The 26229-nt window shown below is 57.0% G+C and carries 26 protein-coding genes and 1 pseudogene; 9 read left to right on the forward strand and 18 right to left on the reverse strand.

Going from position 1 to position 26229, the window contains the following annotated elements:
• Positions 1-281 precede the first annotated feature (281 nt).
• Positions 282-1214 (forward strand): annotated as a pseudogene (locus tag ASG25_RS22405) (IS30 family transposase).
• A gap of 41 nt (positions 1215-1255) precedes the next feature.
• Here the strand turns inward: ASG25_RS22405 and ASG25_RS21385 are convergent.
• Positions 1256-1705, reverse strand: a complete 450-nt coding sequence (locus ASG25_RS21385) for a hypothetical protein (RefSeq protein WP_156379698.1) — start codon at positions 1703-1705, stop codon at positions 1256-1258.
• 802 nt (positions 1706-2507) lie between these two features.
• Here ASG25_RS21385 and ASG25_RS22410 point away from each other — a divergent pair.
• On the forward strand, positions 2508-3527 hold the full coding sequence (locus ASG25_RS22410) for a DNA cytosine methyltransferase (protein ID WP_082480490.1): 1020 nt from the start codon (positions 2508-2510) through the stop codon (positions 3525-3527).
• Between the two features lie 913 nt (positions 3528-4440).
• Here ASG25_RS22410 and dcm read toward each other — a convergent pair.
• The 11 genes from dcm to ASG25_RS21435 form a co-directional block, all read right to left on the reverse strand.
• Positions 4441-6480 carry a DNA (cytosine-5-)-methyltransferase gene (gene dcm, locus ASG25_RS21390; RefSeq protein ID WP_062479297.1) on the reverse strand — a complete coding sequence of 680 codons (2040 nt, stop codon included), beginning with the start codon at positions 6478-6480 and terminating at the stop codon, positions 4441-4443.
• Positions 6481-6765: 285 nt separating this feature from the next.
• Positions 6766-7203: a hypothetical protein gene (locus ASG25_RS22935; RefSeq protein WP_156379699.1), complete on the reverse strand. Its 438-nt coding sequence runs from the start codon at positions 7201-7203 to the stop codon at positions 6766-6768.
• A gap of 747 nt (positions 7204-7950) precedes the next feature.
• A complete protein-coding gene (locus tag ASG25_RS21395) occupies positions 7951-8412 on the reverse strand; it encodes a hypothetical protein (protein WP_062479300.1) in 462 nt (153 codons plus the stop codon).
• Positions 8409-8885, reverse strand: a complete 477-nt coding sequence (locus ASG25_RS21400; protein WP_062479303.1) for a hypothetical protein — start codon at positions 8883-8885, stop codon at positions 8409-8411. The genes ASG25_RS21395 and ASG25_RS21400 overlap by 4 nt, the downstream gene beginning before the upstream one ends.
• A complete protein-coding gene (locus tag ASG25_RS21405) occupies positions 8872-9327 on the reverse strand; it encodes a hypothetical protein (RefSeq protein ID WP_156379700.1) in 456 nt (151 codons plus the stop codon). Before ASG25_RS21405 ends, ASG25_RS21400 begins: the two co-directional genes overlap by 14 nt.
• The gene (locus tag ASG25_RS21410; RefSeq protein WP_062479309.1) at positions 9324-9773 is read right to left on the reverse strand and encodes a hypothetical protein; all 450 of its coding nucleotides are present in this window, start codon (positions 9771-9773) and stop codon (positions 9324-9326) included. Before ASG25_RS21410 ends, ASG25_RS21405 begins: the two co-directional genes overlap by 4 nt.
• Positions 9770-10336: a hypothetical protein gene (locus ASG25_RS21415; protein ID WP_062479312.1), complete on the reverse strand. Its 567-nt coding sequence runs from the start codon at positions 10334-10336 to the stop codon at positions 9770-9772. The genes ASG25_RS21410 and ASG25_RS21415 overlap by 4 nt, the downstream gene beginning before the upstream one ends.
• 372 nt (positions 10337-10708) lie before the next feature.
• Positions 10709-12070, reverse strand: a complete 1362-nt coding sequence (locus tag ASG25_RS21420; protein WP_156379701.1) for a hypothetical protein — start codon at positions 12068-12070, stop codon at positions 10709-10711.
• A gap of 828 nt (positions 12071-12898) precedes the next feature.
• Positions 12899-13768: a hypothetical protein gene (locus ASG25_RS21430; protein ID WP_062479320.1), complete on the reverse strand. Its 870-nt coding sequence runs from the start codon at positions 13766-13768 to the stop codon at positions 12899-12901.
• 45 nt (positions 13769-13813) lie between these two features.
• Complete coding sequence (locus ASG25_RS22940) at positions 13814-14056, reverse strand: hypothetical protein (RefSeq protein ID WP_156379702.1); 243 nt, start codon at positions 14054-14056, stop codon at positions 13814-13816.
• A 17-nt stretch (positions 14057-14073) separates the two neighbouring features.
• A complete protein-coding gene (locus ASG25_RS21435; RefSeq protein WP_156379703.1) occupies positions 14074-14574 on the reverse strand; it encodes a hypothetical protein in 501 nt (166 codons plus the stop codon).
• 765 nt (positions 14575-15339) lie between these two features.
• On the opposite strand from ASG25_RS21435, the gene ASG25_RS21445 reads away from it, so the two are divergent.
• From ASG25_RS21445 to ASG25_RS21460, 4 genes are all read left to right on the forward strand, one after another.
• The gene (locus tag ASG25_RS21445; protein WP_062479329.1) at positions 15340-15609 is read left to right on the forward strand and encodes a hypothetical protein; all 270 of its coding nucleotides are present in this window, start codon (positions 15340-15342) and stop codon (positions 15607-15609) included.
• Positions 15610-15905: 296 nt separating this feature from the next.
• Entirely contained in the window at positions 15906-16238 is a 333-nt protein-coding gene (locus ASG25_RS21450; protein WP_062479332.1) for a hypothetical protein, read from the forward strand.
• A 218-nt stretch (positions 16239-16456) separates the two neighbouring features.
• Positions 16457-16816, forward strand: coding sequence for a hypothetical protein (locus tag ASG25_RS21455; protein WP_062479335.1), 360 nt, complete (start codon positions 16457-16459; stop codon positions 16814-16816).
• Positions 16813-17322, forward strand: coding sequence for a hypothetical protein (locus tag ASG25_RS21460; protein WP_156379704.1), 510 nt, complete (start codon positions 16813-16815; stop codon positions 17320-17322). Before ASG25_RS21455 ends, ASG25_RS21460 begins: the two co-directional genes overlap by 4 nt.
• A 292-nt stretch (positions 17323-17614) precedes the next feature.
• Here ASG25_RS21460 and ASG25_RS21465 read toward each other — a convergent pair whose 3' ends face one another.
• Positions 17615-17854: a hypothetical protein gene (locus tag ASG25_RS21465; protein WP_156466919.1), complete on the reverse strand. Its 240-nt coding sequence runs from the start codon at positions 17852-17854 to the stop codon at positions 17615-17617.
• Positions 17855-17991: 137 nt separating this feature from the next.
• Here ASG25_RS21465 and ASG25_RS21470 point away from each other — a divergent pair, with 137 nt between their 5' ends.
• Positions 17992-18303 (forward strand): hypothetical protein, encoded by a 312-nt coding sequence (locus ASG25_RS21470; RefSeq protein ID WP_062479343.1) that lies wholly within the window; start codon positions 17992-17994, stop codon positions 18301-18303.
• A 459-nt stretch (positions 18304-18762) separates the two neighbouring features.
• On the opposite strand, the gene ASG25_RS22945 is transcribed toward ASG25_RS21470, so the two are convergent.
• Positions 18763-19029 (reverse strand): hypothetical protein, encoded by a 267-nt coding sequence (locus ASG25_RS22945; RefSeq protein WP_062601013.1) that lies wholly within the window; start codon positions 19027-19029, stop codon positions 18763-18765.
• Positions 19030-19353: 324 nt separating this feature from the next.
• Positions 19354-19566, reverse strand: a complete 213-nt coding sequence (locus ASG25_RS21485; RefSeq protein ID WP_062479352.1) for a hypothetical protein — start codon at positions 19564-19566, stop codon at positions 19354-19356.
• 663 nt (positions 19567-20229) lie between these two features.
• Between ASG25_RS21485 and ASG25_RS21490 the strand changes: the two genes are divergently transcribed.
• The gene (locus tag ASG25_RS21490; RefSeq protein ID WP_062479355.1) at positions 20230-20784 is read left to right on the forward strand and encodes a hypothetical protein; all 555 of its coding nucleotides are present in this window, start codon (positions 20230-20232) and stop codon (positions 20782-20784) included.
• Between the two features lie 155 nt (positions 20785-20939).
• On the opposite strand, the gene ASG25_RS21495 is transcribed toward ASG25_RS21490, so the two are convergent.
• Entirely contained in the window at positions 20940-21263 is a 324-nt protein-coding gene (locus tag ASG25_RS21495; RefSeq protein ID WP_062479358.1) for a hypothetical protein, read from the reverse strand.
• Between the two features lie 799 nt (positions 21264-22062).
• On the reverse strand, positions 22063-22350 hold the full coding sequence (locus ASG25_RS22415) for a hypothetical protein (protein WP_082480493.1): 288 nt from the start codon (positions 22348-22350) through the stop codon (positions 22063-22065).
• Positions 22351-22509: 159 nt separating this feature from the next.
• Here ASG25_RS22415 and ASG25_RS22420 point away from each other — a divergent pair, with 159 nt between their 5' ends.
• Positions 22510-22866 (forward strand): HNH endonuclease signature motif containing protein, encoded by a 357-nt coding sequence (locus ASG25_RS22420; protein WP_082480496.1) that lies wholly within the window; start codon positions 22510-22512, stop codon positions 22864-22866.
• A gap of 95 nt (positions 22867-22961) precedes the next feature.
• Here ASG25_RS22420 and ASG25_RS21500 read toward each other — a convergent pair whose 3' ends face one another.
• Complete coding sequence (locus ASG25_RS21500) at positions 22962-26225, reverse strand: error-prone DNA polymerase (RefSeq protein ID WP_062479361.1); 3264 nt, start codon at positions 26223-26225, stop codon at positions 22962-22964.
• Positions 26226-26229: the final 4 nt, after the last annotated feature.

The raw sequence follows: 26229 nt of genomic DNA on the forward strand, positions 1-26229 counted from the left end.
CGTTCATCCAAACTCAAGTGCACAAAAGAGCGGGCCATTCCATCCTCCTGAAACCATGGCCATTATTGTCCTCGTTGCATTTGAAAATGGAATCTGCCCGGCCACATAAGTCGGGTCGGGTAATCTGAATTATGGAACTCCATAGTGTGGTCGGGTCGGTTCGAGAATGAACTGCGCCTTGCCATAGATAGCTGTAGCTTATTAGTTGCAAGGAACGATCCAGGAAGCGCACCTCCTCCCGGGTTGATACGGATGAATGGCGCAGGATTGCGCGACGGCGAATGGCCGGCATATGTGTCGAGGTCATTGCCGAGAAACTCGGACGGCATCGGTCGGCAATATTCCGCGAGCTCAGACTTAATTCGTTCGAGGATCAGCAAATGCCGGACCTCAACGGCTACGACTGCGTGACAGCGAATTCGATGACACGTGAGCAACGTGCTAACGACGTAAGCTCGCGCGGTTCTCGCATCTGCGTCAATCGGTTATCGACCACATCCTACATGGCTGGTCGCCGCAGCAGATTGCTGCCCGGATGCGACTGGAGCGGCACCCGATCTCGGTCAGACGTGAGACGATCTACAAGTTTGCATGCTCGGCCGACGGACATGCGATCAAACCGTGGCGACATCTGCCGGAGCATGGTGCCAGACGCCGGCTACGGCATGCCAGCAGCCGTCACGGCAGGCGTTTCAGCTCAGACGTCATCATTCTCAACCGGCCGGATGTCGTCGCTGGTACAAACAGTTCGGCATTGGGAATGCACCCCCATTCAGTTCCGTAAGAAGGACGGAAAGGCGAATGTGCCTCGGCTGGTCGAACGGGTCAGCCGATTTGCAGTCTTTCAGCGTAACAATGATCGGCAATCCAGCCCGGTGATGGACGGCCTGATTTGCGTGCCCCACCTAGCCCATCGTTCGATCACCTTCGACTGAGGCACCAAATTCACCGACCGGCCCTACCTGCAAGCCGCATCGGAATACAGACATGGTTCTGCGATCCGCAATAGCCCTGGCAGAAAGGCACTTTTCAAAACACAAACAGACGGGCGAGGAGATGGCTTTTGAGAGAGGTCAACCGCACTCGCTCAGCGAAGTGATCTCACCGTGATATGCCATCACTTGAACGCAACGCCACGCAATTGCCGCGGCTATAAAACTTCAGCAGAAGTCGTCCGCCAGAAACTCCTCGCCCAAATCAGGCGCGCCAGTTAGCTCCTGCGAGACCGCAAGTCGCCATGAACGCACGCGCCATGTTAGCGTAGTGCATCTTCCACCATCGTCTTCACTATAGCAGCATCCTCCTCGATCTCACTCAAAACATACTTCATCTTCCAGCTATTTAGCGCATAGCCGACGCCGTGCATTTGAATGACGACGCTAACCAACATCTGGATCGATGCGAGATATTTCAGAGCGCCGTTATCGCAAGCAGTCGCTAAATGGACATGACTGACATTTGCAGGAAACGAAAGAGCGAATTTGTACTCTCGCGTAGGACTCAGAGCTTTGGTCTTTGTCGTAGTCGTAATGCGGTGCTGCTCAACCGAGACTGCAAGCTCGCCCGCTTCGGTAGCCAGGGTTTCTGCCAATGGCTTCAACTCTGCAACAAAGCGCTTGAAACGAGACTGATTGTTTCGAAGGTAAGCATTGGCCAACGCTTCCCCGGCTTTCGGAGGGTGCATAGTAGATATAGTTGTTTTCATAACGATCCTGATCTTCGTTTCTGCTGTTGCTAAAGTTGGCCCGCTTTCGATATCGATATCGATATCGAAATCTGTTTAGGCACGTTCCGGCAAGGAGTGAGCTTAGAGCCGCCCATTAGGCTGTTGATTCAAACCGTGCCTCTATAGTCGCCTTGTGGCCCCAGTCGTCGATTTACACGGCAATAAATTTCGCTCCTGTGAGTTTGAGCCCTGCAAGCCTCGGCTCATGTGTTCGGCCCTTCCTCTTTAATTCGCGGCTAACGCAACGACCGTCGACAACTTATGCCGGCCGGCCGTTTGTCTTACGTAGTGCAACCCTGAGGCGCCTCACCTCACAATGGTGGCGTCTGCGCTGCAACAGCGCAAGACGTTTTCTCAGCTGGCAGAACTTTTTTTGAAAGGTCTAACAGACTGATGCTGCTTCGTAATTGTTGACAATGGCAATCGGCGTTCGGTCTGCGCTGCTGGATGCTGGTTAAGCATGTCGCGCTCTCTTGCGTCCTCACTGTCCTGTCTTGTTTCTGAGAGCACCCGCTTGACGGGTAGTCCGTTTGCTGACCCCATAGACGGATCGGCATGCGCTGGCTGTCAGAAATTTTGAGGATGACATGAGCTTGAAGGTCTTATCAACGTTTAGCGGAATCTCAGCAGCATCTGCCGCTTGGGGCGCGAAGGGGTACGATTTTGTAGGGTACTGCGAGCAGGCGGTGTTCCCTGCGCACCTGCTCAACTAGCGTCTTGGCGCAACACCGCCTCTGTATCTGCCACAAGGCGCGAGTTTGACCGCAGCAGATATTCAGCGATGAGCGATGGCAATGTCATCAACTTTGGCGACGTGACGCAGATTACTGATGCCGACCTTCTAAAACTCGGAATAGTCGACGTGCTTGAAGGCGGCTCTCCGTGCCAGAGTTTTTCCGTCGCGGGCTTGCGCGGGGGATTGATGGACGACCGCGGTAATCTCGCGCTCGCATTTGCTGACCTGGCGCTACGAATGAAACAGATCAACAGGCTACGTTTCGTGGTCTGGGAGAACGTAACCGGAGTATTATCTCATGAAGACAACCCATTTGGCTGCTTGCTGGCAGCGCTCACCCGTTCCGAACATGTACTGGTCCCACCAGGGAAACGATGGCCGGATTCAGGTCATGTGTTGGTCGCGGGAGAGGAGCCGGCCAATCCCAGGATATCAATCGCATGGCGCGTGCTCGACGCTCAATATTTCGGCGTTCCCCAGCAACGAAAACGAGTCTTCCTTATTGCAAGTTTTGATGACCGGACCGATGCCGGACAAATACTGTTTGAGCAGGCAGGCGCGGGACGGAATATTGCGCCGAGCTGCAAGTCGGGGCAAACAGATACCCGACATCATAAGGCAGGTTTTGGAGGAATAACCGCACTCGTTGGGATGGACTCCGACACCACGATGAAACTTAGCCCAACGGCAGCATTTGCTCTTAAAGCGTCAAATAACAAAAATGTTCAGGTAGTCATTTATCCTGTCTTAGGCGATCGTCATGCCGAAGAAGGATCAACCCTGCGTCAAGTTAGCGGCGGAATCGCACTGGATCTCCAAACGACGCTAGAAGGCAACGGTGAACCCAACGGCGGCCAGACCCATATTTGCCGACGTCTGACTCCGACGGAGTGTGAGAGGCTACAGGGATTCGAAGATGGATGGACACAGATAACGATTAAAGGAAAGCCAGTGTCAGATGGTCACCGATACACGGCTCTGGTACGTTGGAGCCCGACTTGCACTTGCGGTTCAACGGGCATCGCCTATCCTGAAATATGCGTCTTAGCGGCACCTTACGGATAGTCAGGGTTTTCGCGATTTGCCGATGACGGCTCGACAATCTGGCCTACTAGGCAGCTTCTCTAATGCTGAGATGATACATCCTATCGCGCACCGGCCGCGCGTACATTGCGAATGCCCAGACCTCTAGCATCGATAATACGTAACCAGGATGAAGGCGGTGCACGTCCTGGTGACTAGTTCATTTAAGGGAACACGTGCATCTGGTGTCGGACATACCACGCCTTCCATAGGCAACCGGCGTCAGCTCCAAACATTCCTATCGCCACTGACGACCCTGATCGCTACGAGCGACATCACTACCGGTTCCTCAATTTAAATGATTCAGAACTAGGAAGTAATGGGGGGAACGCCGTTATCCGTCGACAGGGTCCGCTCCTGCTATGGCGGAGATTTTGTTCAGGTCGCTTCGCCGTGCGAGGCGACGCATCAGCTCGTTGTTAGAAGCGAGCTTGTCGAACCCTTGCTCTATTAGAAGACGTTGCGCGCCTAACAGAATAGCGTGATAGTCGCCTTGACGCACGTCCACACTGAGATCACGTGTAAAAAAAGCTGCAAAAGATGCGGCAACTGCGCGATCCACAATAGACACTTCTGGCCGGCCCAACTTGTGTCGTTTTTCCCGCCAAATCTGAGTTCGTATTCTTCCGACTTCGTTCACAACGCTTGCAGGTCTCGGCATAGCAGTCTCCGCTTCTTATTGCCGAATTTGTCGCCGTTAGTGACGCAACCAACCAACAAAAACCTGTCACTACGCGACCGTCACTACCGAAAATAATTTGAAATATATTGCACGCAAATGCATATACGGTGCGATTCTCAACAGCATCGACCGATCTGCGCAGGGCGGTCGCCTTGCGCAGATAAAGCGTTTGCCAAGTCATGCCTCAGGCTCTACCGACGACCGGAACAAAGTTCAACCGTCGTCCGGATCTGCGCTGAATTCGCCAAAGAAGCGCATCTCTTCCTCAAGCCGTGTCGCACGATCAGGCGCGTTGAGGTTGGCAATGTCGCGCTTTGGATAAAGGTTCTCCATCGTCGGCGTGTGGAAGGGTTGCTTCAGTGCTGCCTCATAGTCAAACTCGACACCTTCGAGCGCACTGTAAATTGCTAGTCCGATTGCTTTTGCCATGACCGGCGGAAACGCATTGCCAATCTGGCACTTCACCTGCATGGGCGTGCCTTGGAATTTCCAGTCATCTGGGAACCCTTGCAAACGCTGGCCCATTTTCAGAGTCAACTTAAACAGACCCTCGTGGTCAGGACCTGGCGCATCTTTTTGCAGCGACGACACGTCGATCCCCAAGGGCTCCCAAGCCTTGCTCTGTCGCTTATCGCCGAACGCAAGCTTCCCTGAGGTTTCGCTGCCACCGATAATTGTCGGACCAACGCGCTTCGCACCGGCAGCCCAAGCTTCATAGCCCCGCCAGCCGTTGGCCGCGACCAGATCGCCAATTGCGCTTGCAACGGTAGGACTCCATTGTGCAAATGTTGGTGGCATGCGGAAACGGCTCATCTCGCCATCTCGAAAGCCGATGAAAGCAACACGGGGTCGATGCTGCCCAAGCCCGTAATCGGATCCGCGAAGCATGAAGACGCGGTTTGAGTATCCTAGAGCCTCAAATTTATCATGTAGTTCGGCCCGATAATCAATGTTCGGGCTTTCGGCAAAGCCTTCAACATTCTCGAAGAGAAATGCGCGGGGCCGCACTTCGTCCACGATCCTGACAGCTTCAAGGAAGAGATCTCGTTCGTCGTTCTTACCCTTTCTTTTGCCTGACGACGAATGGCCCTGACACGGCACGCCTCCGGCGACCAAGTCGATTTTGCCCCGGTAGCGCGTAAAATCAATCGTGCGGATGTCTGCCTCGTAAATCCGGTCCTTTAAGCTGAACGGGTGCTGTCGCAGGGTCGCAACGGCGCGAGGATTTTTTTCATAGATGGCCTTTGCGCGGAAACCGGCAGCATGTAGCCCCAGTGCCTCGCCACCCGCGCCGGCGCAGATTTCAAGAGATACGAGCGAATGGGGAGCGTCACTATGAATGGTGGATTTGAGACTTTTGGGGGCGACGTTGACGGTGGTGTCTACCGGCTCCACGACATTTCCCGAAAGCCATGCGATTGAATTGAAAAAGAAGGGGTCAATTGGATATTCGGTGTCGAACGGCGTGCCGTCCGTATCGTAGTCGAACAGTTGACCATTTGCGAGAGCTTTCAAAGCGAGATGTGCCCGCGTCAGCTTAACAGCACCGTCGCTTTCGCTATGCAGACCGATCTCCCATTCAGGAAGCAGTTTGGCGATGTCATGTCTTGCTTCAAACTGCAGAAGACAGACTGCGGCCGTGGACTTGATCCCGGAACGCTTTTCCTGGAGCGCGCCGCTGTCACTTGTTTCATCGAAAAAGTAGTCGCTCATCAAGCGGGCGAGTGCGCTAATGCTGTCTTCGAACTCAGCCTCAACCGTTCTAGCACGAGCACGCGCGAGCTTACCGAGAGCTGCCTTGCGCTGGCGTTTATTCGCAGTGGCTGTATCTTCTCGCTCAAGTACATGACGACGTTTTGCAGCTTGAACATCGGCACTGTCGATTGAAGTGCCGGCTGCGATGGCTGAAACGATTTCCGCTCTGACGTCTGCGTCAGCAGCAACAATAGCCTTAAGTGCGGGAAAACCAACGGCGCGCTCAGTAATCACATCTCGGAAAGGCCCCAGCTTCGTCGCTAGTTTGATGAAAGTAGCGGCTTCGGCTCGCGGTATCTTGCAGTCGTTCTGGATGAACGATTTCAATTGCTCTGCAGGGATGTCTGCACGGATAAGGTCTACATAATCCCCTATCCGCATCAATGTCTTGCTCAGGGTAATTCGTGCTCTGATGACCTTACCTGAGAGATCCTTCAACCGATTGGTACGCGCTTGTTCAATCTTAAGCGGATCCGGAATGTAACTCATATGGTCCATCTGCAAGCGTCCTCAATCGCAAAAACGATGAGTCTCGTTTAGGGCAAACTGACCTAGGAACCACTAACTAGCATCCCTAAGGAAGGGTAAAGTCATTACGAATGACCCAAACGACTACCGCACCGTAGCGATCGTTGTTCGATGGTATTGCCGATGCAGCGGGCATTAACGCCGAAGGCGCCGCATGCGGCCTTCGCAATGTTGAAAGCGCTGGTGCATTTACAGGGCCTTGGCTTCCTGTTGTCGCAGAGACCAAACGCCACCTGACCTGCATTGGAAGGCGCGTTAGAGCGATCCTGGAAATAGCATTTGTTTGGTTTCCAAACGCAGATAAAAAGGCGGCGTACGAGATGCATATTCACATTCGTAATGATGTTCAGCCGGTGTGCGTTTGCTCAATCTGCTTTGGGCAGCTAGTGTCTCCGGCAGGGTCGTAACAACGAGCGGAGCAGGGTCGCAAGCCCAGCCGGGCAGCTTATTTGTCCGACGAAGCCCAGTCTCCTCCCAGTCCAGGCATTGCTTATCTAATTCCCCGAGAACATTATGTTCGACGTCTTCCTGCAGATCTGCTAACACAAATCCGTGAAGGGGCGACCATCCGTTTTCCATGATGGAACCTGCGACAAGTTGCCTAGTCACGCAATCCAGCACCCATCGTGTCTCCCTCATGTCGTTGCCCCAAAAAATGTGGCCCCATCCGTCCGCAACGATATACCGTTTCATTTCATCTATTCCTATCAAAGCCAATTGTGTTGGGTGTTACCGCTGGATAGTGATGTTCTATGGCGATGGGTAATGGTCACCCGTCGGCGAGATGGCGTCTACAAAAAAATCGTACTGTACCGACTATCGTGAAGACGCGACTTAGACTGCACACTGTCGCCATCCGCGTTTTTTTCTGGATCGACAAGTTGTAAAGATACCCAGAGGGCCAGACAGCGAACGCATCGGTGAGTCTAAAGACAGCACGCCGCTGCGGCCATTGCTCGGCGGCTTCAAGCATCCAGCCACACTTTGCGCTGACGAAGAAAGCGTGGTGCGAGCTGACGTTGCGCAACGGATTGGGAGAGCGGATCACAGTCGAGGCAGCGGGCCTTGAGCTGCCTTATAGACATTGCAACATCCCAGTGCACCGCCAATGTTGACTGGCGGCACTGCCTGGCTTCAATGATAGATAAACAGGGTGACAACGCTTGCACATTTTGTCACGCATTACGGTGGCTGCCTAATACATCGCAGCAACGCTTCGTACGATCAATCGCACATTCTAACTGGGTCTCTGTCCCCGATCGTCTCAAGATTTATGCGGAACCATCTCAATGTCCGATTTATCGAAGACATCGAGTTCTTAATTCAGCATATAGCCGGCGACGCTCTACCGCAGTCTGTCGCCAAAGTCATTGAGCGCCGTACTGATCGTGGTCTCGCTGGACGGCGATCAGGTCAGAGACATCTGCCCAGGACCCGGCGTCAAGAGTGCATCCTCGTCCCGAGCCGCAGCCAACCCTCGTCCGTGCGCGCCCTTGTCCTATCCTCAGTGAGGTGCAGCAGCCGCCACCATCCGCGTCCGACGCTACCGTCGGGCCAGATGACAGTGCCACCAATTTCCCAGCGTGCCGGCACATGCCCGCTCTGCCAAAGGGTGACACTCCATGGGGTGACAAGCGGTAGCAGATCGTCCCGGCGGCAACTGACATCCTGCCGAAAGAAGCGTAATTCCAGCGGTGGAAGAAGATAGCCATCCGGCGCAACGAGCGTGAGGATGTGCCGGCCGATGCGAAACGGGTTGCCAACCTCGCGGATGAGCGCACGTCCGATCCGGTCGCCGACTTCGCGCGGGTCTCCGACAATTGATGTGAGGCCGTGTCGATGCAAGATGTCAGCATATTGCCAGAGAACGTCTTCAATTGCCGTGTCAAGTTCCCTGCTCATTTCCACCTCTCCGGAAGTTCGACTTCGACGAGCAGATCGGCAACAGGGTCATACTGATACCAACGACCCGCAATTTGTCTCACCGGATGCACGTCGACGGACGGGTGGCGAGGCCATGCGAGCTGATCTGAAGACGCATGCTCGTCACACCGGCACTGCCACCATGACCAGAGCGGCGGTGGCGGGCGGCGGATGAAGCCTGGATTGCCGCAGACCTCGCACCGATGTGCCGACCGCTCTTCTGCGAGGACATGGGCAAGCCATACGGCATCAGTGTCACCTGAACAGGAGATGCGTAGGCGACCGTACTTTTGCTTCAGCTCGTCGACGCTCGTTGGGCTGCTGACAAGGAAGTCTTCGACCAGCGGGACCCAGCCGACACCAACATCGACGTAGCGTGCGTTGTCGAATGCGTCTGGGTGTCGAGTCCGCAAGTCGACGAGCTGGATGCGCAGGAAGTCAGGAGTGATCATGTACGAATTCCTGACGGCGGCGCTCGCGGTCAGCATAGACGAACTTCTCGAAAACGCGGACGCAGTCAGCGCAGAGTGTACGATTCATGGCTGTCCCGCAGCCGTAGGCAGTGGCATCGACGTAATCGGCGTGGGTACTGCCGCACTCTTCGCAGGTAACAAGCGACTGGGTGACAAACCCCTGGATCATCCGCCGGAATCGCATGTGAGCATTTGCATCAAGCGGCGCGCCCGAGTGCTCAAGACGCAGCCAGCCACTGAGCGCGCCGATGCGTTGGAAACGCACAGACGGATAGTCCTTTGCGATGCGGTCAAGCATCTCATTGACGAGCGGATACCAGCCAACGCGGATCGTGAAGCCCCAGCTCACCTCAGGCAGCCGGCTGCCGTGCTTGATGCGAAGGGCGTTGTAAGGAGTGCCGTAGTCGAACAGCATTTTCATCGCGCGCACTCCTTCTGGAAAGCGTCGGCACACGGAGAGCACAAGCAGCGATCGCCGATGTCGATGCTTGGATTCGCAAGCAGCGCTTCCATTCCGATTTTCACTACGATCTCGGCTGTCGTGCCGCAGTGTTCGCAGGCTTCTCGGAGAGCTTTGGCGTGACGCTCAAAACAGAAGTCGAGTGCGATCCGATCGTCTTCGTAAATGCCAGATTGATACTTCGCATAGATGACGACGTAGCCCGCGCCGCGGCTCGTGATGCTCAAAATGTCGACGTGTGGCAGCAGTCCGAGATCTTTGAGCTGCGCGTCCATCGCGTCGACGTGTGACTGCAAGCCGCGGCGGAAACGCATGCGCGCAATAGCCGGCACCTCCTCGCCGTAGGCCGCGACGAGCGCATCGTACCAGTCGGAGTCGGGACGAAGGGGATAGCGATCAGAGGTCATCGTGTTCCCTTCACGTAGACGTCCAGCTTCATGGACCGCGTCAACTCCGCGAACGTTCTTGGCGTGTAAGCAACGTCCGACATGTCCACACCGACATCGCGTGACAGGCCATACGGAGCCAGGTGGCCGTGAGCGTGGCCGTAGAAGTGGACAGCGCCTCTGAGGTGACCTTGCCACGCACGCTGCGCGTAGTGACTCATGACTACGCGGAGGCCTCCATCGTCCGTGAATCGAAATCCTGTCGGAGGCCGCTCCCAGTCCAAGGAAAGCAGCGTCTCGTGAACGTCGCCGCGGCTGTCCACGTCATGATTGCCAACGATCAAATGCTTGCGCCCGCGGAGGCGCGAGAAGACGTATCGCACGTAGTCGGCGCGCTCATGCAGCGCCATAGCGAAATCGCCGAGGTGGTAGACGATGTCGTCGTCACCAACGACGGAGTTCCAGGACTGGACGAGCAGCTCGTCGTGCTGCTCGATGCTCGCGAAATGCCGCGGCTGCATCGCGAGGATATTTGTGTGACCGAAATGCGTGTCCGAGATGTAGAATTTCTTCGTGAACGACATGTATGAGACTCCTGAAATAGACATACGAAAGCAGCACCCCGGCGGGGGTCATGCGGCTATTCGGGCTATTCGCAGTGTGGTCATATCGGTCGGTCTCACGTTTCTTGTCGTTTGTAGCCGGTCTTGCGTGGCTTGCGCCCGTGGATTTCGGTGAATGGGAACAGATCTAATGAAGTGCGATCGCGCTTAAGAGGTCGTCAGGATGAGAACAGTTCCCCGGACCGACGAAATTATTCGCAAAAGCCGAAATGGAAAAGGGAGGAGCGCCGGATGCTCCTCCCTTCAGTGAGAAGGCGTCAGGTAAGGACCGCCGCTCAATGAATTAAGTATCCGCGCATTCCGTGCAGGGTACAATACGCCGACAGAAAAAGATCAGACATCGGCAAGGACGGCAGCTAGGTGCTTGTAGACGGTCGCACGGCTGACCCCAGTGCGAACAGAGATCAGCTCCTTCGACAGGCCTTCGAACTGGCCAGCCGCCTTCAGCCGGATCACCGCTTCCTTCAACTTCTCGATCGTCTTATCCGAGCGGACCTTGGAAGCGTACTCTGCGCCTATCCTCTGCCGCTCCTCCGTCGTACAGACATCGTGCACTAGGTGTGACAGGCGCTGTCTGACCTTTGCTTTTCCGAGCTTGGAAGGGTTGAACGATGTCGCAAGATACTCTGCGACCTTCCCTACAACGTATGACGACCGCTCCTGCTGCAAGCCTGTGTCGGCGGCATATTCTTCCAGGGCTACGAACAGGGACTCTGAGAGTTCCTCCGCAGTATGGCCCATCCGGTCGTCGGCATCGAAATGCCATGTCGCCAGGAGTCTCGATCCGAAGTCCCAGAGCTTGTTATATAGCTCGTTCGATGCGGTTTTGCCCAAGCGGCTCTGCAGCTCGGCTGCTCGGCGCGTGCGCTCTATCCTTGTCGACTTCGTGTTGAGGACGCCCACATACTGGCTCAGCGACATGAAATGTGTGGCGTTGGGCGTGAGGGTCGTCCAGATGGGCGACACCGGGTTTTTACAGCGCGCCGTCTTCGAGGGCGCGCAAGGGTCTACACCAATATCTATCAGTGCATTGACGAACCCGCCGTAGACAGCCTCGAAGAGTTTGACGGGAGATGACCTGCATCGCTCATCCAGCTTGTCGTTCCAGACGCTGTCTTGAAGCATGAAGATGAAGTGGGGCGTTGCGAAACAGCCATCGTCCAGCGTATCTCCTACGATTATATGCGGAAGATGCGGGATTTCACCAGCATCGACCTTCGACTGTAGGACGGCAACGCAGGCTGCTGTAGACGTGAATACTGTATCGCAGTCGAGACGCACGAAGCTGAGCGATGTCTTCCGGCCCTCAATGTAGGCGCAGTCGAGCGTCAGGAGCTTCGAGAAGTACGGAAGAACAAGGTCAGCCTTGTTGTCCGAAGCTCTGATCTGCCCCTTGCGCGGCAGACGGCTGACGAAGAGCTTCAGGACTGGGTTGTCGACGCTCTTCAGCCCTTCCTCAGTGAAGGGCTCACGGACACGCCCGGCAATCTCACGGCGGAATGTTAACCGGTATCCGACCTCTACCCGTTCCCGGATCATCCGGGCCTCGTCGGCAGCGCGCAAGTGGAAGGGATTCGTGATGTCGAATTCGGTGGACGACCTGGTTCTGACCTTCTCGTCACGCACTCTCCGTGCGGAGTCGTAGCGATGGGTGAAGTCCACGAGCCACTGATGGCTTGGTGATGTTGATGTCATGCTTACCTACCTGAACGGGAACGCTTCCGGCTATCCCATACAGGCATCGTGCTTGTCGGCGGAGACTAGATCAATCCCTTGCCGTGTGGAAATATCTCTTTTTAACTTAACACCGTGAGAGACAAATATATTGACATTGAAAATTCCATTATAGACGGATCTAACTCTGCAAGAAATCTGTCAACAGATTTGTCCGCCACGGTGTTAAGTTAAAAAGAGATATCCACACGCGGTCTAACCTTTACCGTAGCCTCACTTGCCTCGCCGAATACCGCGGTTGCTTTGTCACATGCATGGCACGCTCGCATACTCCCGTAGTGATTACGGGTGGAGGACGACATGCCGAGGATTGCGGAGAGAAACAGGCACAGCCGTGCGGCTACGGAGCGGTGGCGAGAGCGGCTGCGGGAGCAGCGGGAGCCCGAGTCCTGCCATGCCGACGTAGCCGTTGCTACCGCGGTCGCCGTCATCCTTGACCGTCTCCGCGAGACCGGGCGCAGGTCTGCAGACATCGAGGAGGTCCTGTCCGTCTCAAAGCAGCTTATGAAATCCCGAGGATACGGCGGCAGGTCGTCTGCAAGACGGCTGATGACGCGTCTCCTCTTCCGCAAGGATCTACCTGGTCTCCGCAACGGGCCGAGTCAACCTCGCCTGAAGACCGCCCCTGAACCTTCGGAACCGCGTCCAAAGTCCGAACCGTCGGCATCGGAGCTTGAGGCCCTTGCTTATAAGGGACTGCCGCTGACTGATGTTAACCTACGCAATCGGCAGGCCGCGCTATCGGTGGTCTCCAAAGCGAGATAGTGGGTGGATCAGCTACATGTCTGCTTACCGGGATCGGTAGTCGAAGGCCATCTTGACTAACATACGGATTGTGTCCTTCTTCTGACCGACGTCCCCTTTCGCCAGCCGGAGCCGGTAGCTCTTCCACCTGTTGTCGTAGTCGAGGGTCTCGATGCCAGCCTGTTCGATGATCTGATCCGTCTCCTGGACACGGGGCAACTTAACTTCAAACACGAGATGGGCCTTCTTCGGCCTGAAGGTCGCGAAATTGTTCACGATGCCGTCGAGAGCCAGGCCGATATAGATCTTGTTGTATTTAGGCTGATATGGCCCGGCGACCTCTTTGATGATCTCCATCATCTCATCGACCATCTTGACGGTGTCCTGGCTGCCGGTCTTGATCCAGTAGCTCCGGTCTGTGGGCGTCGCGGCAGCATCTTCGTCTTCATCGACAAGGCCGCGGACTAGCTCATCCATCACCTTCGTGAACACCAGTGTAAGGTCGCTGCCAACCTTCACTGCTTGCACCTGGATTGCAATCAGAGGGATAGTGCCGTTGAAGAGCGAGATGACGTTCAGAAAGCGGCTCGTGATGTCCTCAGCAACGATAACAGCGCAGTGATCGTACTGCGGATAGCGTTTGCGCTCGATATCCCAATACTCGATCGTCCTGATGATGTGGGATTCATCCGTCGGCCCGAGCTGAAGCTCGACCTCATACCTGCGGTTGGTGTCTGGATCTTGGAGAAGCAGATCAAGACGCCCTGCTTTCGGGTGAATCCGTTCCTGCGCACGTAGCACCAGATCACCGAGACCAAGGATGGAAGGATCCTCGGCAATGAGCTGCTGGATCCATTTCTCGGACATCTCGGGATGACTACGCATCATGATCCGCTCGGCTTTTGTGTATTTCATATCTCATCCCCGTCCTGCGTACTCGCACTAATCAGGCAAGCCGACTTAAGCAACAGGCCTATCCTTAGAAACACCATACCGATTTCCAACCATGCCGCCGACGATGGCAAAGATCGCGGCTGCCGGCACACCCGCAGCTCCGCCCATCGCCGCAATCCCTACACCGCCGATCATCAGACCTACGACTGCGCCTGCGACCGCCCCGATGATTGACCATTTCGATTCAGCAGGTCGAGCCTTTGCCGCATCCCCGACTTTTCGTGCGCTGTCTTGTAGCCTCTGCTTCATTTCGCGTCCTTCTCCCATTAGCCTGCGCACACGAACGCCGTAGCTCTACTGATCATCCAGTATGCGGCTGACAGGATGAGGAACAGAGCAAGCGGAGCGATAACGAGGGCGATCCGACGAAACACAGAATCCCGCTCAGTCGCCGTCACCTGCTCGGCCACCGCATTCCGCAGGAGGATAAGCCGTTGTTCAGCCTCTGGATCCGGCGTGAATGAAAGCTTGCCGCTCCAGGTTTCGGCGACACACGTCGCAGTATAAGGGCCTAGCTGGGGCATCCACGATGATGCCTCTAAATCGAAATCGAGGGTGTGGCAGAACAGGTAGACATCGTTTCCGGTATCAACCGATCTCTGACCGTCTTCGATCCCCATTCGCAATATCGCCGATCGCCCTTCGAGGGCTTGCATCTCCGCTGCGTGTTCAGGTTTAACTATTGGAGCATCGTAAGCTGCTACTGAGCCTACGGTAACACGGCCGACCGCGCGAGCTGTCGCCAGAACCGCATGTGTTTCGCGCATCGTACAAATCCGGGTTGTTGACTTGGAACCATGCCTTCGACTGTCGCTTAAGCGATTCGTACAACGCTTGTCCTGGCTCGCCGACATCCCGGCAGTTCTCGTAACCTGATCCGGCTTGACACAGTCGGTCGACCATCGGCTGCCTTGGCAAGACCGTAATCGAGGCCAAATAGCCCACTAACAGCAACGGTAACAAGACTACTACCAGCAGCCTTTTGTATCTACCAAAGCTCATACTCGCCCATCAGATCGCCCCATCGCTCACTACCGCAAATTGCACTTGTTGGCGAGACAGCTAGGTGCAGATTTCCGCCGGCGTTTGCATCCTGCTCCGCTGGCACACATCATTCTCGTCGGACACCCGATCGAGGAAGATGAGATATCGGACTAGTACGAAGTCGAAGAGGTCACTGAAAAAGAAGCCAAGCGTCGCACCGCAGTGGCCAAGATGCTCATCGCGGAGGCCGAGCTTGGCTTGCTTTTCAGCAGTAATAAATGCTGTGCAGCAGCGCCGTCTGGTCCACGCGAGGGCCCGCGCCCTGTGTGGCTTTATCCGTATGGTCGCCAAGATCCAGGACATGCTCGATCTCGTCCGTCGAAACTATGCCGAACTCCGCCTCCGCCTTGTCGCGATCCCGGATACGCTCGCGAGGTCGATGCCAAGATGTCGGTCAGGATTCGCGACGTAGCCGAAGAGCAGATCAAGGGTCCGCTCAAGGCGCTGGTCGCTGACACCCAGGCCAACACGCTTCGGAAGGGGTGACCATGACCCTAAACCTGCAGGACAAGCATGGCTTCATTAGCCGCAAGCGCGTTTCGGCTGCCTTCGGTGAGGACGTCGAAGATATCGACGAGGAGAAAGCCGTAGACCAAGCTCGTGCCCAGCGCCTCGGACTGCAGTACCCGGTCTACCCGGCGCTCGCGAGCTTGGATTTCACGGCGATCTTGGCCGCGTCTCTGACTGCAGATGAGATCGAAGACATCACAAGCGAAGGTGAATCTTCGGATGCGGGTAGCATCATGTCCGCGAGCTGATACTTCAATTGTTGACAATCCCCTATTGTCAACAATGTATAGTCTGCGGACATTTGTGGAGCATTTTAACATATCTGCGATCATACCATTAACTAGGCCGAAAATTGTCAACAATTTGATGGTACAAACCATGAAAAAACGGGGGGGGGTTACAGTGTGGATTTTGTGATTTACTGTTGCGAATCAGCAACTTGATCTGTGATCCTCAACATTTTATTCGATTTATAGCCGGGAGAGCTTGCTTACTCCGAAATCCGCCGGCATCCTGCTGTAGTCACAACAGCAAGGAGCAGGTCTTGAAGACAATCGACCTCTGGTACTACCCCGACAATGGCCGCCGTGCTCGGCGCACACGCGTAGCGATCCCGCTACAAGGATACTGGTATCTCTGGCCGACGTTCGATTGGTATGCTGCTATCCGCACGGCCTGCGCCGCCGCCGGACTGCAGACGAACAATTTCTCGATCAAGCTCGGGGACACGCGAGCGCGGTCAGAACGGCCGGTCACTATCATGCGTGTGCTGGAGCGCCGGATCCAGGACAGTATCGACTACGATATTGCATCAGATGCGATGCTCGCCCGTATACACGGCATGCTCGAGCGTAAGCGCAAGCAGGTCGCAGCGTGAAGCTCCCGGTCTACTTTTTCACAGCAAACGGCGAGCTTTTTCCTCGTGACGTGGCCCGACGGCCGCCGCGGAGTTGGACTGATGTCTGATCCGCGAGCCCGAGACTTCCTTGCAGACCACATCATCATGCATTCTGAGGGGCCAATCGCCCGTCTACGCCGCGCCGCGATCTACTGGCTCGGTAGCCATCTTTTCAAAAACACAGCAAAGGACCCAGTATGACCCGATTCCGAACACAGACCTGCATCGTCGCCGCCGAGCCTACAATTGATCGTCTGCTCAAGCAAACAGCAGACCTTATCCGCTTGATCGACACGATGACGCACGAGGACGCGCAGCGTGAGATTCCCGGCCTGCAGATCGCGATCATCTTTCCGAGGGGCGATGAGCTGTCGTACTTGACGACTTGTCTTGCGGACGACTCCCGCCGGCGATGGGCCAACTCGGTGGACGAACACTATAAGTACCCGACAATGGCGGCCGTGCGTTCGCTCATCTCGACACCCGGTTGGTCGGAGTGGATCAAAAAGGGCCTCTTCGACTTCATCGAGCCCACAGCCGAGGAGAATGCGGCGTGACCCAGCCAGCCCCAACCATGCGCCATGCACAGACGACAGAGCGTCAGCACTTCGGCGCGCTCAGCATCCGCGGTCAGCTACTGGCCGCCGAGCATCGGCATCAGGTGCTGCAGGACATGGTCAAAGACGCCGGCTGTGTCGTCGCAGAGCTTCGTGAGCGCATCACCTCTTTTCTGAAGACCCGTGAAGAAATCATGGCGATCATCGAAGAAGAGACATCGCGCATGATGTCTGGCATCCTCAAGCTGCCGCAAGCAGATGCGATCGCCCCTTTTGAAGATTTCTGCCAACTTCAGATCTGGTATTTCGCACCGAGCGGTGACTGGCCTGCCATCTCCGTGGAAATCTCGAATGATGTCGCGCACGACATCACGTTCGTCGCTGCGTCCCCTATGCTCGGATGCTGGATGGCTCTCGTGCACTGGTTGCAGAGCGACGAATCGATAGACGTGCTGAATGCGGCTGCGGATGAAATCTACCGTCGACAGACGATCGGCTTCTGCTGACTACATGACAGCCCCCCAATCAGGGGGCTTCATTTTTCCTCGCCAGAGATATCGAATCTTGCAGGCGCCCTGGCCACCATCCTGGACACAGCACGCCAAGAGTCAGCAGACCGTGGCTGAAACGAACGAAGTCACCACGTTCACTTACGAAGACTTCATCTCTGGTTTCCCGAAGCCCGGCCAGAGCATTGGAAGCGCCTCCAGCTGGACACTCGCTAAGGCTGAGATCGTGTCTGTCGCAGACGCATCGCCGAGTTGGGTGTCGATCTCTGGGACCAAGTTCGGCTCCGCCTCAGGCGGCCTGATACAGATAACGCCAGAACGGATTCAGTTTCTCCTGAGCGCGGCGTACGACTTTAGTCAGCAGCGCGAAGAGCTGCTTGACATCTCCATGCCGGTCGGCCTTCAGGAGGTTCCCGAAGACGACGATGAGAGGGAGCCCGTCCAGGGCATCCAGCTCGCCGCGCTCAATCTCGACGCATCGACGCGGGAGTGGGAATACGAGGACCCAGATACCCTTGAGCGCAATCATTTCGTAGTCGGCGACGAGCGTCTTGCGAACGGCAAGGCTTGGACTGCAGCGAAAGCACATAATGCGACCAAGGACTTCACCGTGCGCGATGCAGTTACCGGGAATGTGTTTGAACGCGTCGCCAGAAACGCGCGCCGATGCTTAATAGCGCCAGCCCCCGCTGGTTCGACACCGTTCGCGGCATTCGCTCCCATCGTCACGGCATCCGCCGTCTGCAGCGCATCGTGCTCGAGCGTAGCCAGTGTGCAGAGACCGCATTCGAGATGCCGTGGGAGGCCGGGCGGTCGATCACGTGCGTAGACTCCTGCCGCAGGCTGCCGAGCGAGCCAAACATATCGCAAAAAACCGCTGCTGCCAGCAAGGATCGGGAGAATATTGATGAGCACGTTCGGAAAATGGATGACGCTGCTGTGCGTGACGAGCTTGCTAATTGGGTGCGCCACAACTGAGTGGTGTGCCGGCAATCGCGCGATCAGGCCGGCGGCCGAGGATGTTGCGACGATGTCGACAGCTTCAAAGGCATTTGCGTGGAGTACAACGTTCCTAAGCTTTTGAAAGGGCTACCGGAGGACAATGAACTGGTCCGTATGACGTATAGAGAGGACGCGCCGATGCTCCTCAGGAACAAACAGTCAACCGAAGATCGAGCCAAGATGATCCTATCGTGCAAATCCTTGCGATGGGCAGGCGAGCGAGAATGGAGCCTCTTTAGGCCCGAGCGAGGTCGAGCCGATTACCGCGAAACCGGAACGGTCACAGGCGTCTACATCGGATCTCGCATCTCAGATTTCCACGAGAAAATTATCCGGACAGAGATGTTCAAAGCCAAGATAAAAGTCTTGAAGATGAAGGTAGACGTGTATGCGTTGGGCTTCGATGGACCACGCCTTCGGAAGAAGATTGGACCTTCATAGCAACTTGAGCTGCCCGGCATTCTCACGCGCCTCCAGGTCGTCGATCGACCCCTCGCGGTGATACTCCGCGCTCGGCCGCGAGACGACCACGCCTCTTTCAGCATCCCACATGCGCTTCATCCACCGCGGCTGCGACGGTTTTACTCCAGATCGTGGTGCGATCGCTCCATTTTTTGGAGCGGCATCGTATTCTGCAGCTTTTGCGGCTGCCTTGAGCGACGTCTTCGATAGCGGCTTCTGTCGTGTGAATGCTCTGGTCATGCCGCTCTCCTTTCCAAACTGCTTACTGCCGTCTCCAGGCGCTCGACCATCGCCTTTGTCGGCTGGATACCCCACAAACTGAATTCGCTCCCTACCTGCGGAAGGCTGTAGACACAGCAGTCGGCTGCCGCGCAGAGGATTTCCCGCGCATCCATTTCGTCATGCGCCGAGCGGCACTGGTAGGCTGCCTTGCGCCACCGGCTCCGCAACGCGGCCGCCTCGTCGAGTTCAACGTTGACGGGTTCGCCTGCTGTGTCGACGACGCGGCCTCCATGATTTTCCGCGCATTCGAGGACTCGGAGCGGATGGATGTGACGCTCGCACTCAGCCCCCTGCACTCAGAGCTACGAGTGTCGGCACGACGTGCTCGGGATCGCCTAACTGATACCTGATTATGGTACGGTACGGTGTCTCAGCGATCACCCAGTACGCTGAGATGGCCACGTTGCGCAGCCGATCGAGCGCATCGGCCGGGATCCTGCGATGGGCTTTTGTGCCGAGCAGTGCGCCGTAATGCTTCATCGTCTGCTCGGCCATGCCTGCGATCCTCGCACGCGCAAACGGATCGATACCTAGTCGCGTCGACAGGCTGCAGACGCCTTGTAATGCCCCGTGATGTCGACTGGGCGCATGAGATGTCTTGGAGTTTTCTCCATTTTTGTGTCCCTCCTCTATTAGGTAGATTGGCTACCGAGACCCCTACGCGGGGGTCTCTGGGGCTGCCAACGACCCCCATCATCAGGCGGCTGTTTCAACAGCTTCCCTGTCAGTCAGCCATTCTTCGAAAAGTCCAGCGATGCGTTGGCGCGCAAGCAGTGTGAAATCGTTCCAGGCCCACATATTGCCGTCCTCCCAAGCCAAGCAGCCGTCCTCTTCGAGATACTCGCCCGTCGAGAAAAGACCCTACGAAGTCTTGACATCGAAATACACAAATGGCCTGTCGAATTCCTCGCCGAGCACGAAGTTCGTCACTGTGATTTCCATTTTATTCTCCGTTCCTGCGGCGGCTTGATCGCTTCCGATAGATAAATGATCACCGCATACCATGAGGTATACAAGCTATTGTTTCGGCCTTTTTCGAAGCAATCGCAATTACTTATGGTGTCAACAATTGTTGCGCCGAAAGCCGCCGGCGCATCGGCGACTTGTCGCTTTCGGCCGCCGGCAGGATGCTACCCTTCTCAAAGAGGAGGAGAGGACATGAAGAAAGATTGGTGGAATCCGATGGCATGGATGCAGACCGCGCTCGAAGCGGTCTGGGGCATCATCAGCGGGATCTGGACTGCATTCCTAGGGATATTCGGAATCCGTCCCCGCGCGCCGAGCGGCCGGCACGAAGACATCAAGCTCGAAGATATCGACCAGGCCGCGACAGCGGAAGCGGCCAAACAAGATCTGGCCGACATCCTCGACCGCCAGCGGACACCGGCTGAGATCGTGCATGCGTATGCCGCGGCGGGAGCGATGGACCGGCCGACTGTCGATCTGTCAGCGCTGTCCGAAGAACAGCAGGACTGGCTCGTGTCTCTATCGGATAGCGACTACATCTTGCTCTCAGCATCCGGTGTGCCCGCATGTGAGCGCAGCCTGCGCGCAGGTATTGTAATTCCAACCGTCTCACGTCTACACGCAGAAAAGCCCGCGAAGGAAGCCCCGCAGGCTGTTATTGAGCAAACAAAAGAGGAGATGATCCGCGACCGCTACCTAGCGAGCATTCGCGGGGTGCAGCCGCGACATCAAATCCTCCGCTGCTGACGACACTGTCACCCAGTCAGAGTGGAATTCGAAAGCGCCCGCTATTGCAGCCGATCGCTTTCCTAGTTCAAAGCGACGCAGTGACATAGCTAGCTCTGGAATCTCGTGGATGATGTCCCCGAAGCGATCGAAAAGTTCCTCATCGTTCAGGCCGATCATGCTGCGCGTGCCTTGTGGGACATGCGCTCGATGATGCTCTGGCGCTGCTGCAAAGCTGCACGCAGGTTGCGAACCTTTGCTTCGAGCTGAGCAACGCGTTTCGCCGAGGCGATCGCCTCGCGACCCAGGTCATCAGCATGGATGCGAGCAGCATAGAGAGCACAGTCGTATTCGTACTCAGCACGACGAGCGCGACCTGCGCGGACATTGGCTTTGCCCTGTTCGTGGGCGCTGGAGATCAGGTTGCCCAGGCCAGCAGTCATCAGGCCAAGCTCCAAGGCTGCGCTGCCGGCAGGATTCTTTGAGGTGTAAATGGACATTACGTGTCTCCCGTTTTCGATGCAGACATGGATACAGTGATCTGGAGTCGCTGTGAGCCCGTCATGCGATCGAGCGGTTAACAGGTCACGATCGAGCTCGCGGTCAGAACCCATCAACAGGCTCGGACGCGATAATGCTGTGCATACGCAAGCGCACCGAAGAAGATAGGGCCTCAGATATGAAGCCCCCTCCTCCGCAATGGCCGGCCTCGCCGTCGCGTTGCAACCTAGTCATCGCGCCATAATGGAGTGTAGTTTGGAGGCGGGCTGTCAGTCAAATCGGATGAGCTTCGAGTAGATGAGCAAGGGCAGCAATGAAACCAGCCTCGCAACCTAACAGGGAGGTCCGGTAGGTCGACTGGCATATTATCTCCCAAAGCCCTTTCTCGGCTGATACGTCGCGCAACCGACAAACAGCAGTTCAAAGGGTCGACAAATACGGATAAATTTATCTTGGTGATTGCGGCTAGAAGATCAGACCAGCATGCCTTGGATACCGTCTTCGCTGCTTATTTTGGAGGTAAAAGACCTTCCTCGCCTTTCCGCCGCAACACGATCTCCATTACCCAATTGCGTTGCACGAAGAGACGAAGGAGAGCCCCCTTCTATTGCGATGATGCCGTACCCATTCTCTTGGCTTCATGCTCGTGCCTCCCGATGTTTGCAAGTTGTGTTGTCTCCCTCGTGAAGGGAGGCGTGCCGCCGTTAGAAGTCTCAATCTTTGTTACCTGACGCTCGCATGGCTGCATATGAAAGCACTAATTGAGCAGCAGAAACAAACTGAGGTCGCAGATACAGTCTACTTTTCGCTTTGTGTTCCTCGAAGAGTTCTCACGCTGCCCCTGATAGGAAACATGTCCTCACCATAATGATGCAGGCGCGTATGATGACGGCGGCAGAGCCAGCGGACTTTCAGCGGCTCGTCGTATTGGTCATGATGCGCATCGACCGCGCCTAGACCGCAGACTTCGCAGACTTGCTTTGCAAGGTCGCCAGCCTTGACGGCTCTCTGCACGGCGAGATGCGCGTCGTACTTCGCTGGATTGGCTCGACGCCAGTGCGCTTGTCGCGTGTCGGTCTTCAGCATCGCAGGTTCTCGTCTCCCCAGATTAACCAAGCGATTACTAGGATTCACACAGCCTATACCCTAAACCGGCTTCTAAGAATCCTCCTTTTCCTGGAATTGTAGACCAGCGGCGCTTCTCGCGGTATCAGCGCGCAGTATGTCGCTTCCGAAAGAGCACCAATGGCCCGCAAGAACAGAGTTGAAGCCGCTTCCTGGGACGAAGTCGTGTCAGAGCCCGTATTCTGCCCGATCTGCGAGCGTATCATTCCCGATGATCAGCAAGAAGCGCATCATCTTGTTCCAAAGAGCAAGGGAGGCAAGACGACGGTTTGCCTGCATCGTATCTGTCACGGTCAAATCCACTCAATGTTTACAGATGCGCAGCTTGCCAAAACGTACTCGACGGTCGACGCCATCCTTGAACATCCCGCTATGCAAACCTTCGTTGCGTGGGTGAAAAGCAAACCTCCAGGTTTCTCGGATACGCCAGAGCGTTCACGTCAGTTGCCGAGTCGTGGCCGAGCGCCAAAATTTTGAGAGGCAATGCCAGCGACGCAGGCGAACTCTGCAGGATCTTGTCGCCGCGATGATTAAACAATGTCCGTGCCTTCGTGTCGTAATGCGCTTCGCCCCTACTGGAAGTTCCGGGCCTTCACCTTGAGCGTATCGATATGCAGGTCGGGCACGAAGATGTCCCGCGGCTGCGGCACTCTCTTCGGCCGGTCACGTGCATCGCCACCACCCGCCGACCCGTGCGCGAACTCGTCGCCGCGCCCTGATGTCACCCTGAACGCCGCATCCATGTCGGCCAAACCGGACAAGTCGCCCGAGAGATCGAAGAGCTGCTGCGCCACGAGGTGCACGACCTCCCCTTCCCGCTGGATGCGCCCGTTGATTGCCATCATCGATGCCCCGAGCACCACGCGCCGGCGCTTCTCGAACAGGCTCGGCCAGACCACGATGTTGGCCGCCCCCGTCTCGTCCTCGATGGTGATGAACATGACGCCCTTGGCTGATCCCGGCTTCTGCCGGACGAGCACAAGACCGGCGGTATAGACCCAGCGCCCGTCGCGGCCCGTCATTGCCTCCTCGCAGGTGACCATGCTGCGCTTGGCGAGTTCCTTCCGCAGAAACGCGACCGGATGCTCGCGCAGTGTCAGCCCGACTTGACCATAGTCCTCGACCACATTGTGCGCCTCCGTCATCTGGCGCAGCGCCACCTCCGGCTCCTGTTGTTCGGCAATCGCCTTCATCTCGCGCTCGGCGGCGGCAGCAAACAGCGGGAGCGGCTCATCGCGCAACGCTTTGATGGCCCAGAGCGCGTCACGGCGCTCAAGCTTGAGACTGGGCAAGAACGCATCAGCCTGCGCCAGCTCGACCAGAGATGCCGCCGGCACGCCAGAGCGCCGCCACATGTCGTCGACGCTTTCGAAGGGATCGTCCATGCGGGCGGCGACGATCCGGGCGGCATCGGCAGCGGCGAGCCCCCGCACCATCCGCATGCCGAGACGCACGGCCCGCATTTTCGTCCCCGGCACCTTCTCCAGCGTGCAGTCCCAGCGGGACCGGTTGACGCAGACCGGCCGGATCTCGACCCCATGGGCACGCGCGTCCCCGACGATCTGCGCCGGTGCATAGAAGCCCATGGGTTGGGAATTGAGGAGGGCTGCGCAGAAGGCATCGGGATGATGGCATTTCACGAAGTTGGAGGCATAGGCGATCAGCGCGAAAGAGGCGGCATGGCTTTCCGGAAAGCCGTAGGAACCGAACCCCTCGAGCTGGCTGAAGGTCTTCTCGGCGAACTCTGCCGTGTAGCCGTTCCGGACCATGCCAGAGACGAGCTTGTCCTTGAACCGGCTCACACCGCCTGTGAACTTGAAGGTGGCCATGCTCTTGCGCAACTGGTCAGCCTCACCGCCGGTAAAGCCCGCGCAAACCATCGCCACCCGCATGGCGCTTTCCTGGAAGAGCGGAACGCCGAGCGTCTTGCCAAGCACGGACTCAAGTTCGGGCGTGGGATATTCGACCTTCTCCTTGCCTTCCCGGCGACGGAGATAGGGATGCACCATGTCGCCCTGGATGGGGCCGGGCCGCACGATCGCCACCTGGACGACCAGATCGTAGAAGGTCCGGGGCTTGAGCCGGGGCAGCATGGCCATCTGCGCCCGGCTTTCGATCTGGAAGGTGCCGAGCGTATCGGCCTTGCGGATCATCGCATAGGTCGCGGCATCCTCCTGGCGTATACTGCCGAGATCAAGATCTTCGTGCTTGTGCTCGCGGATGAGGTCGAAGGCCTTGGACATACAGGTGAGCATGCCGAGCGCGAGAACGTCGACCTTCATCATTTTGAGCGCCTCGACATCATCCTTGTCCCACTCGATGATCTGCCGGTCCGCCATGCTCGCCGGCTCGATGGGCACGAGATCATCCAGGCGATCATGGGTCAGCACGAAGCCGCCCGGATGCTGGCCCAAGTGGCGCGGCGCGCCCATGAGTTGCTGGGCGAGCGACAGCGTCAGCACCAGCCGCCTGTCATCCGGGTTGAGGTTCAGCTCCTTGACGTTCCTCTCGCTCACCGCCTCCGACCATGACCACATGCCCGACGACAGCGCCTTGATCAGATCCTCCGGCAGGCCCAGTGCCTTGCCGACATCGCGGATCGCGCCCTTGGCGCGGTAGCGCGTGACGGTGGAACAGAGCGCTGCCTTCTGATGCGTATAGGTCCTGTAGATCCACTGGATGACCTCCTCGCGCCGCTCATGCTCAAAGTCGACATCGATATCCGGCGGCTCGTCGCGCTCCTGGCTGACGAAGCGCTCGAACAGGAGATCGTTGGTCTCCGGATCGATCGAGGTGATGCCAAGGATGTAGCAGACGGCGGAGTTTGCAGCCGATCCCCGCCCCTGGCAGAGAATGCCCTGCGAGCGGGCAAAGCGGACGATCGAGAAGACAGTGAGGAAGTAGGGCGCGTAGCGCATGGTGCGGATGAGATCGAGCTCATGGCGCACGGTCTTGAGCACGCTCGGGGGCAGACCTTCGGGATAACGGTTGGGGATGCACTCCCAGACATAGTGCTCGAGCGAGGCCTGCGGTGTCTTGCCCGGAATGATCGCCTCTTCCGGATACTGGTAGGTTAGTTCCTCAAGCGAGAACGTGCAGCGGGACACGATCTCCATCGTGCGGGCGAGTGCCTCGCGGTGGCGTGGGAACAGACGCTCCATCTCCTCCGGCGGCTTCAGGTAGCGGTCGGCATGGCGTTCTCGCTCGAAGCCGACCTCGTTGATGGTCGTGTTGTTGCGGATGCAGGTGACGATGTCCTGGAGCTGCCGACGGCCGGGCTCGTGGAACAGCACGTCGTTGGTGACGACGGTGCGCACCCGGTAGCGGTGGCCGAGGATCTCCAGCTCATGCAGCCGCATCTGATCGTTCGGCCGGCGGCGCAGCGACAGCGCGAGATAGGCACGATCACCGAAAGCTCCGGCCAGCTTGCGGAGTTGCACCGCGCAGGTCGCGTCGGGCAGATTCGGCACGAGCACGGCAATGAGGCCCTCGGCATAGAGTTCGAGGTCCTCGAACAACAGGATGCAGTTGCCCTTGCCGCCACGCCCCTTGCCCAGCGTCAGAAGACGGGTCAGCCGGGAATAGGCGGCGCGGTCGGTCGGATAGACTAGGACGGACATGCCGTCGGCCAGATCAAGGCGGCAGCCGACCACCAGACGAATGCCGGTCGTGCGCGAGGCCTCGAGCGCCCGCACGATGCCGGCAAGCGAATTGCGATCAACGATGCCGAGCGCCTCGATGCCAAGCGCATGGGCGGTCGCAAACAACTCTTCTGCGGAGGACGCGCCGCGCAGGAACGAGAAGTGGGTGGTGACCTGGAGCTCGGCATATCTCATAGCG

Source organism: Rhizobium sp. Leaf384, assembly GCF_001424065.1.
Taxonomy (GTDB): domain Bacteria; phylum Pseudomonadota; class Alphaproteobacteria; order Rhizobiales; family Rhizobiaceae; genus Ferranicluibacter.

Bases quoted from the DNA above. Each gene is read 5' to 3' on its own strand.
- ASG25_RS22935 (WP_156379699.1), bottom strand. From the start codon at position 7,203: ATGAAACGGTATATCGTTGCGGACGGATGGGGCCACATTTTTTGGGGC.
- ASG25_RS21420 (WP_156379701.1), bottom strand. From the start codon at position 12,070: ATGACATCAACATCACCAAGCCATCAGTGGCTCGTGGACTTCACCCAT.
- ASG25_RS21400 (WP_062479303.1), bottom strand. From the start codon at position 8,885: ATGATCACTCCTGACTTCCTGCGCATCCAGCTCGTCGACTTGCGGACT.
- ASG25_RS21485 (WP_062479352.1), bottom strand. From the start codon at position 19,566: ATGGCCGAGCAGACGATGAAGCATTACGGCGCACTGCTCGGCACAAAA.
- ASG25_RS21415 (WP_062479312.1), bottom strand. From the start codon at position 10,336: ATGTCGTTCACGAAGAAATTCTACATCTCGGACACGCATTTCGGTCAC.
- ASG25_RS21495 (WP_062479358.1), bottom strand. From the start codon at position 21,263: ATGTCCATTTACACCTCAAAGAATCCTGCCGGCAGCGCAGCCTTGGAG.
- ASG25_RS21395 (WP_062479300.1), bottom strand. From the start codon at position 8,412: ATGAGCAGGGAACTTGACACGGCAATTGAAGACGTTCTCTGGCAATAT.
- ASG25_RS21405 (WP_156379700.1), bottom strand. From the start codon at position 9,327: ATGAAAATGCTGTTCGACTACGGCACTCCTTACAACGCCCTTCGCATC.
- dcm (WP_062479297.1), bottom strand. From the start codon at position 6,480: ATGGACCATATGAGTTACATTCCGGATCCGCTTAAGATTGAACAAGCG.
- ASG25_RS22410 (WP_082480490.1), top strand. From the start codon at position 2,508: ATGAGCGATGGCAATGTCATCAACTTTGGCGACGTGACGCAGATTACT.
- ASG25_RS22420 (WP_082480496.1), top strand. From the start codon at position 22,510: ATGGCCCGCAAGAACAGAGTTGAAGCCGCTTCCTGGGACGAAGTCGTG.
- ASG25_RS22940 (WP_156379702.1), bottom strand. From the start codon at position 14,056: ATGAAGCAGAGGCTACAAGACAGCGCACGAAAAGTCGGGGATGCGGCA.
- ASG25_RS21410 (WP_062479309.1), bottom strand. From the start codon at position 9,773: ATGACCTCTGATCGCTATCCCCTTCGTCCCGACTCCGACTGGTACGAT.
- ASG25_RS21465 (WP_156466919.1), bottom strand. From the start codon at position 17,854: ATGATTGCGCTCAAGGGTATCTGGGTCCTCGTATTCCCACTCCCGCGT.
- ASG25_RS21490 (WP_062479355.1), top strand. From the start codon at position 20,230: ATGAAGAAAGATTGGTGGAATCCGATGGCATGGATGCAGACCGCGCTC.
- ASG25_RS21500 (WP_062479361.1), bottom strand. From the start codon at position 26,225: ATGAGATATGCCGAGCTCCAGGTCACCACCCACTTCTCGTTCCTGCGC.
- ASG25_RS21470 (WP_062479343.1), top strand. From the start codon at position 17,992: ATGCTTAATAGCGCCAGCCCCCGCTGGTTCGACACCGTTCGCGGCATT.
- ASG25_RS22945 (WP_062601013.1), bottom strand. From the start codon at position 19,029: ATGACCAGAGCATTCACACGACAGAAGCCGCTATCGAAGACGTCGCTC.
- ASG25_RS21455 (WP_062479335.1), top strand. From the start codon at position 16,457: ATGACCCGATTCCGAACACAGACCTGCATCGTCGCCGCCGAGCCTACA.
- ASG25_RS21430 (WP_062479320.1), bottom strand. From the start codon at position 13,768: ATGAAATACACAAAAGCCGAGCGGATCATGATGCGTAGTCATCCCGAG.
- ASG25_RS21445 (WP_062479329.1), top strand. From the start codon at position 15,340: ATGACCCTAAACCTGCAGGACAAGCATGGCTTCATTAGCCGCAAGCGC.
- ASG25_RS21385 (WP_156379698.1), bottom strand. From the start codon at position 1,705: ATGAAAACAACTATATCTACTATGCACCCTCCGAAAGCCGGGGAAGCG.
- ASG25_RS22415 (WP_082480493.1), bottom strand. From the start codon at position 22,350: ATGCTGAAGACCGACACGCGACAAGCGCACTGGCGTCGAGCCAATCCA.
- ASG25_RS21435 (WP_156379703.1), bottom strand. From the start codon at position 14,574: ATGCGCGAAACACATGCGGTTCTGGCGACAGCTCGCGCGGTCGGCCGT.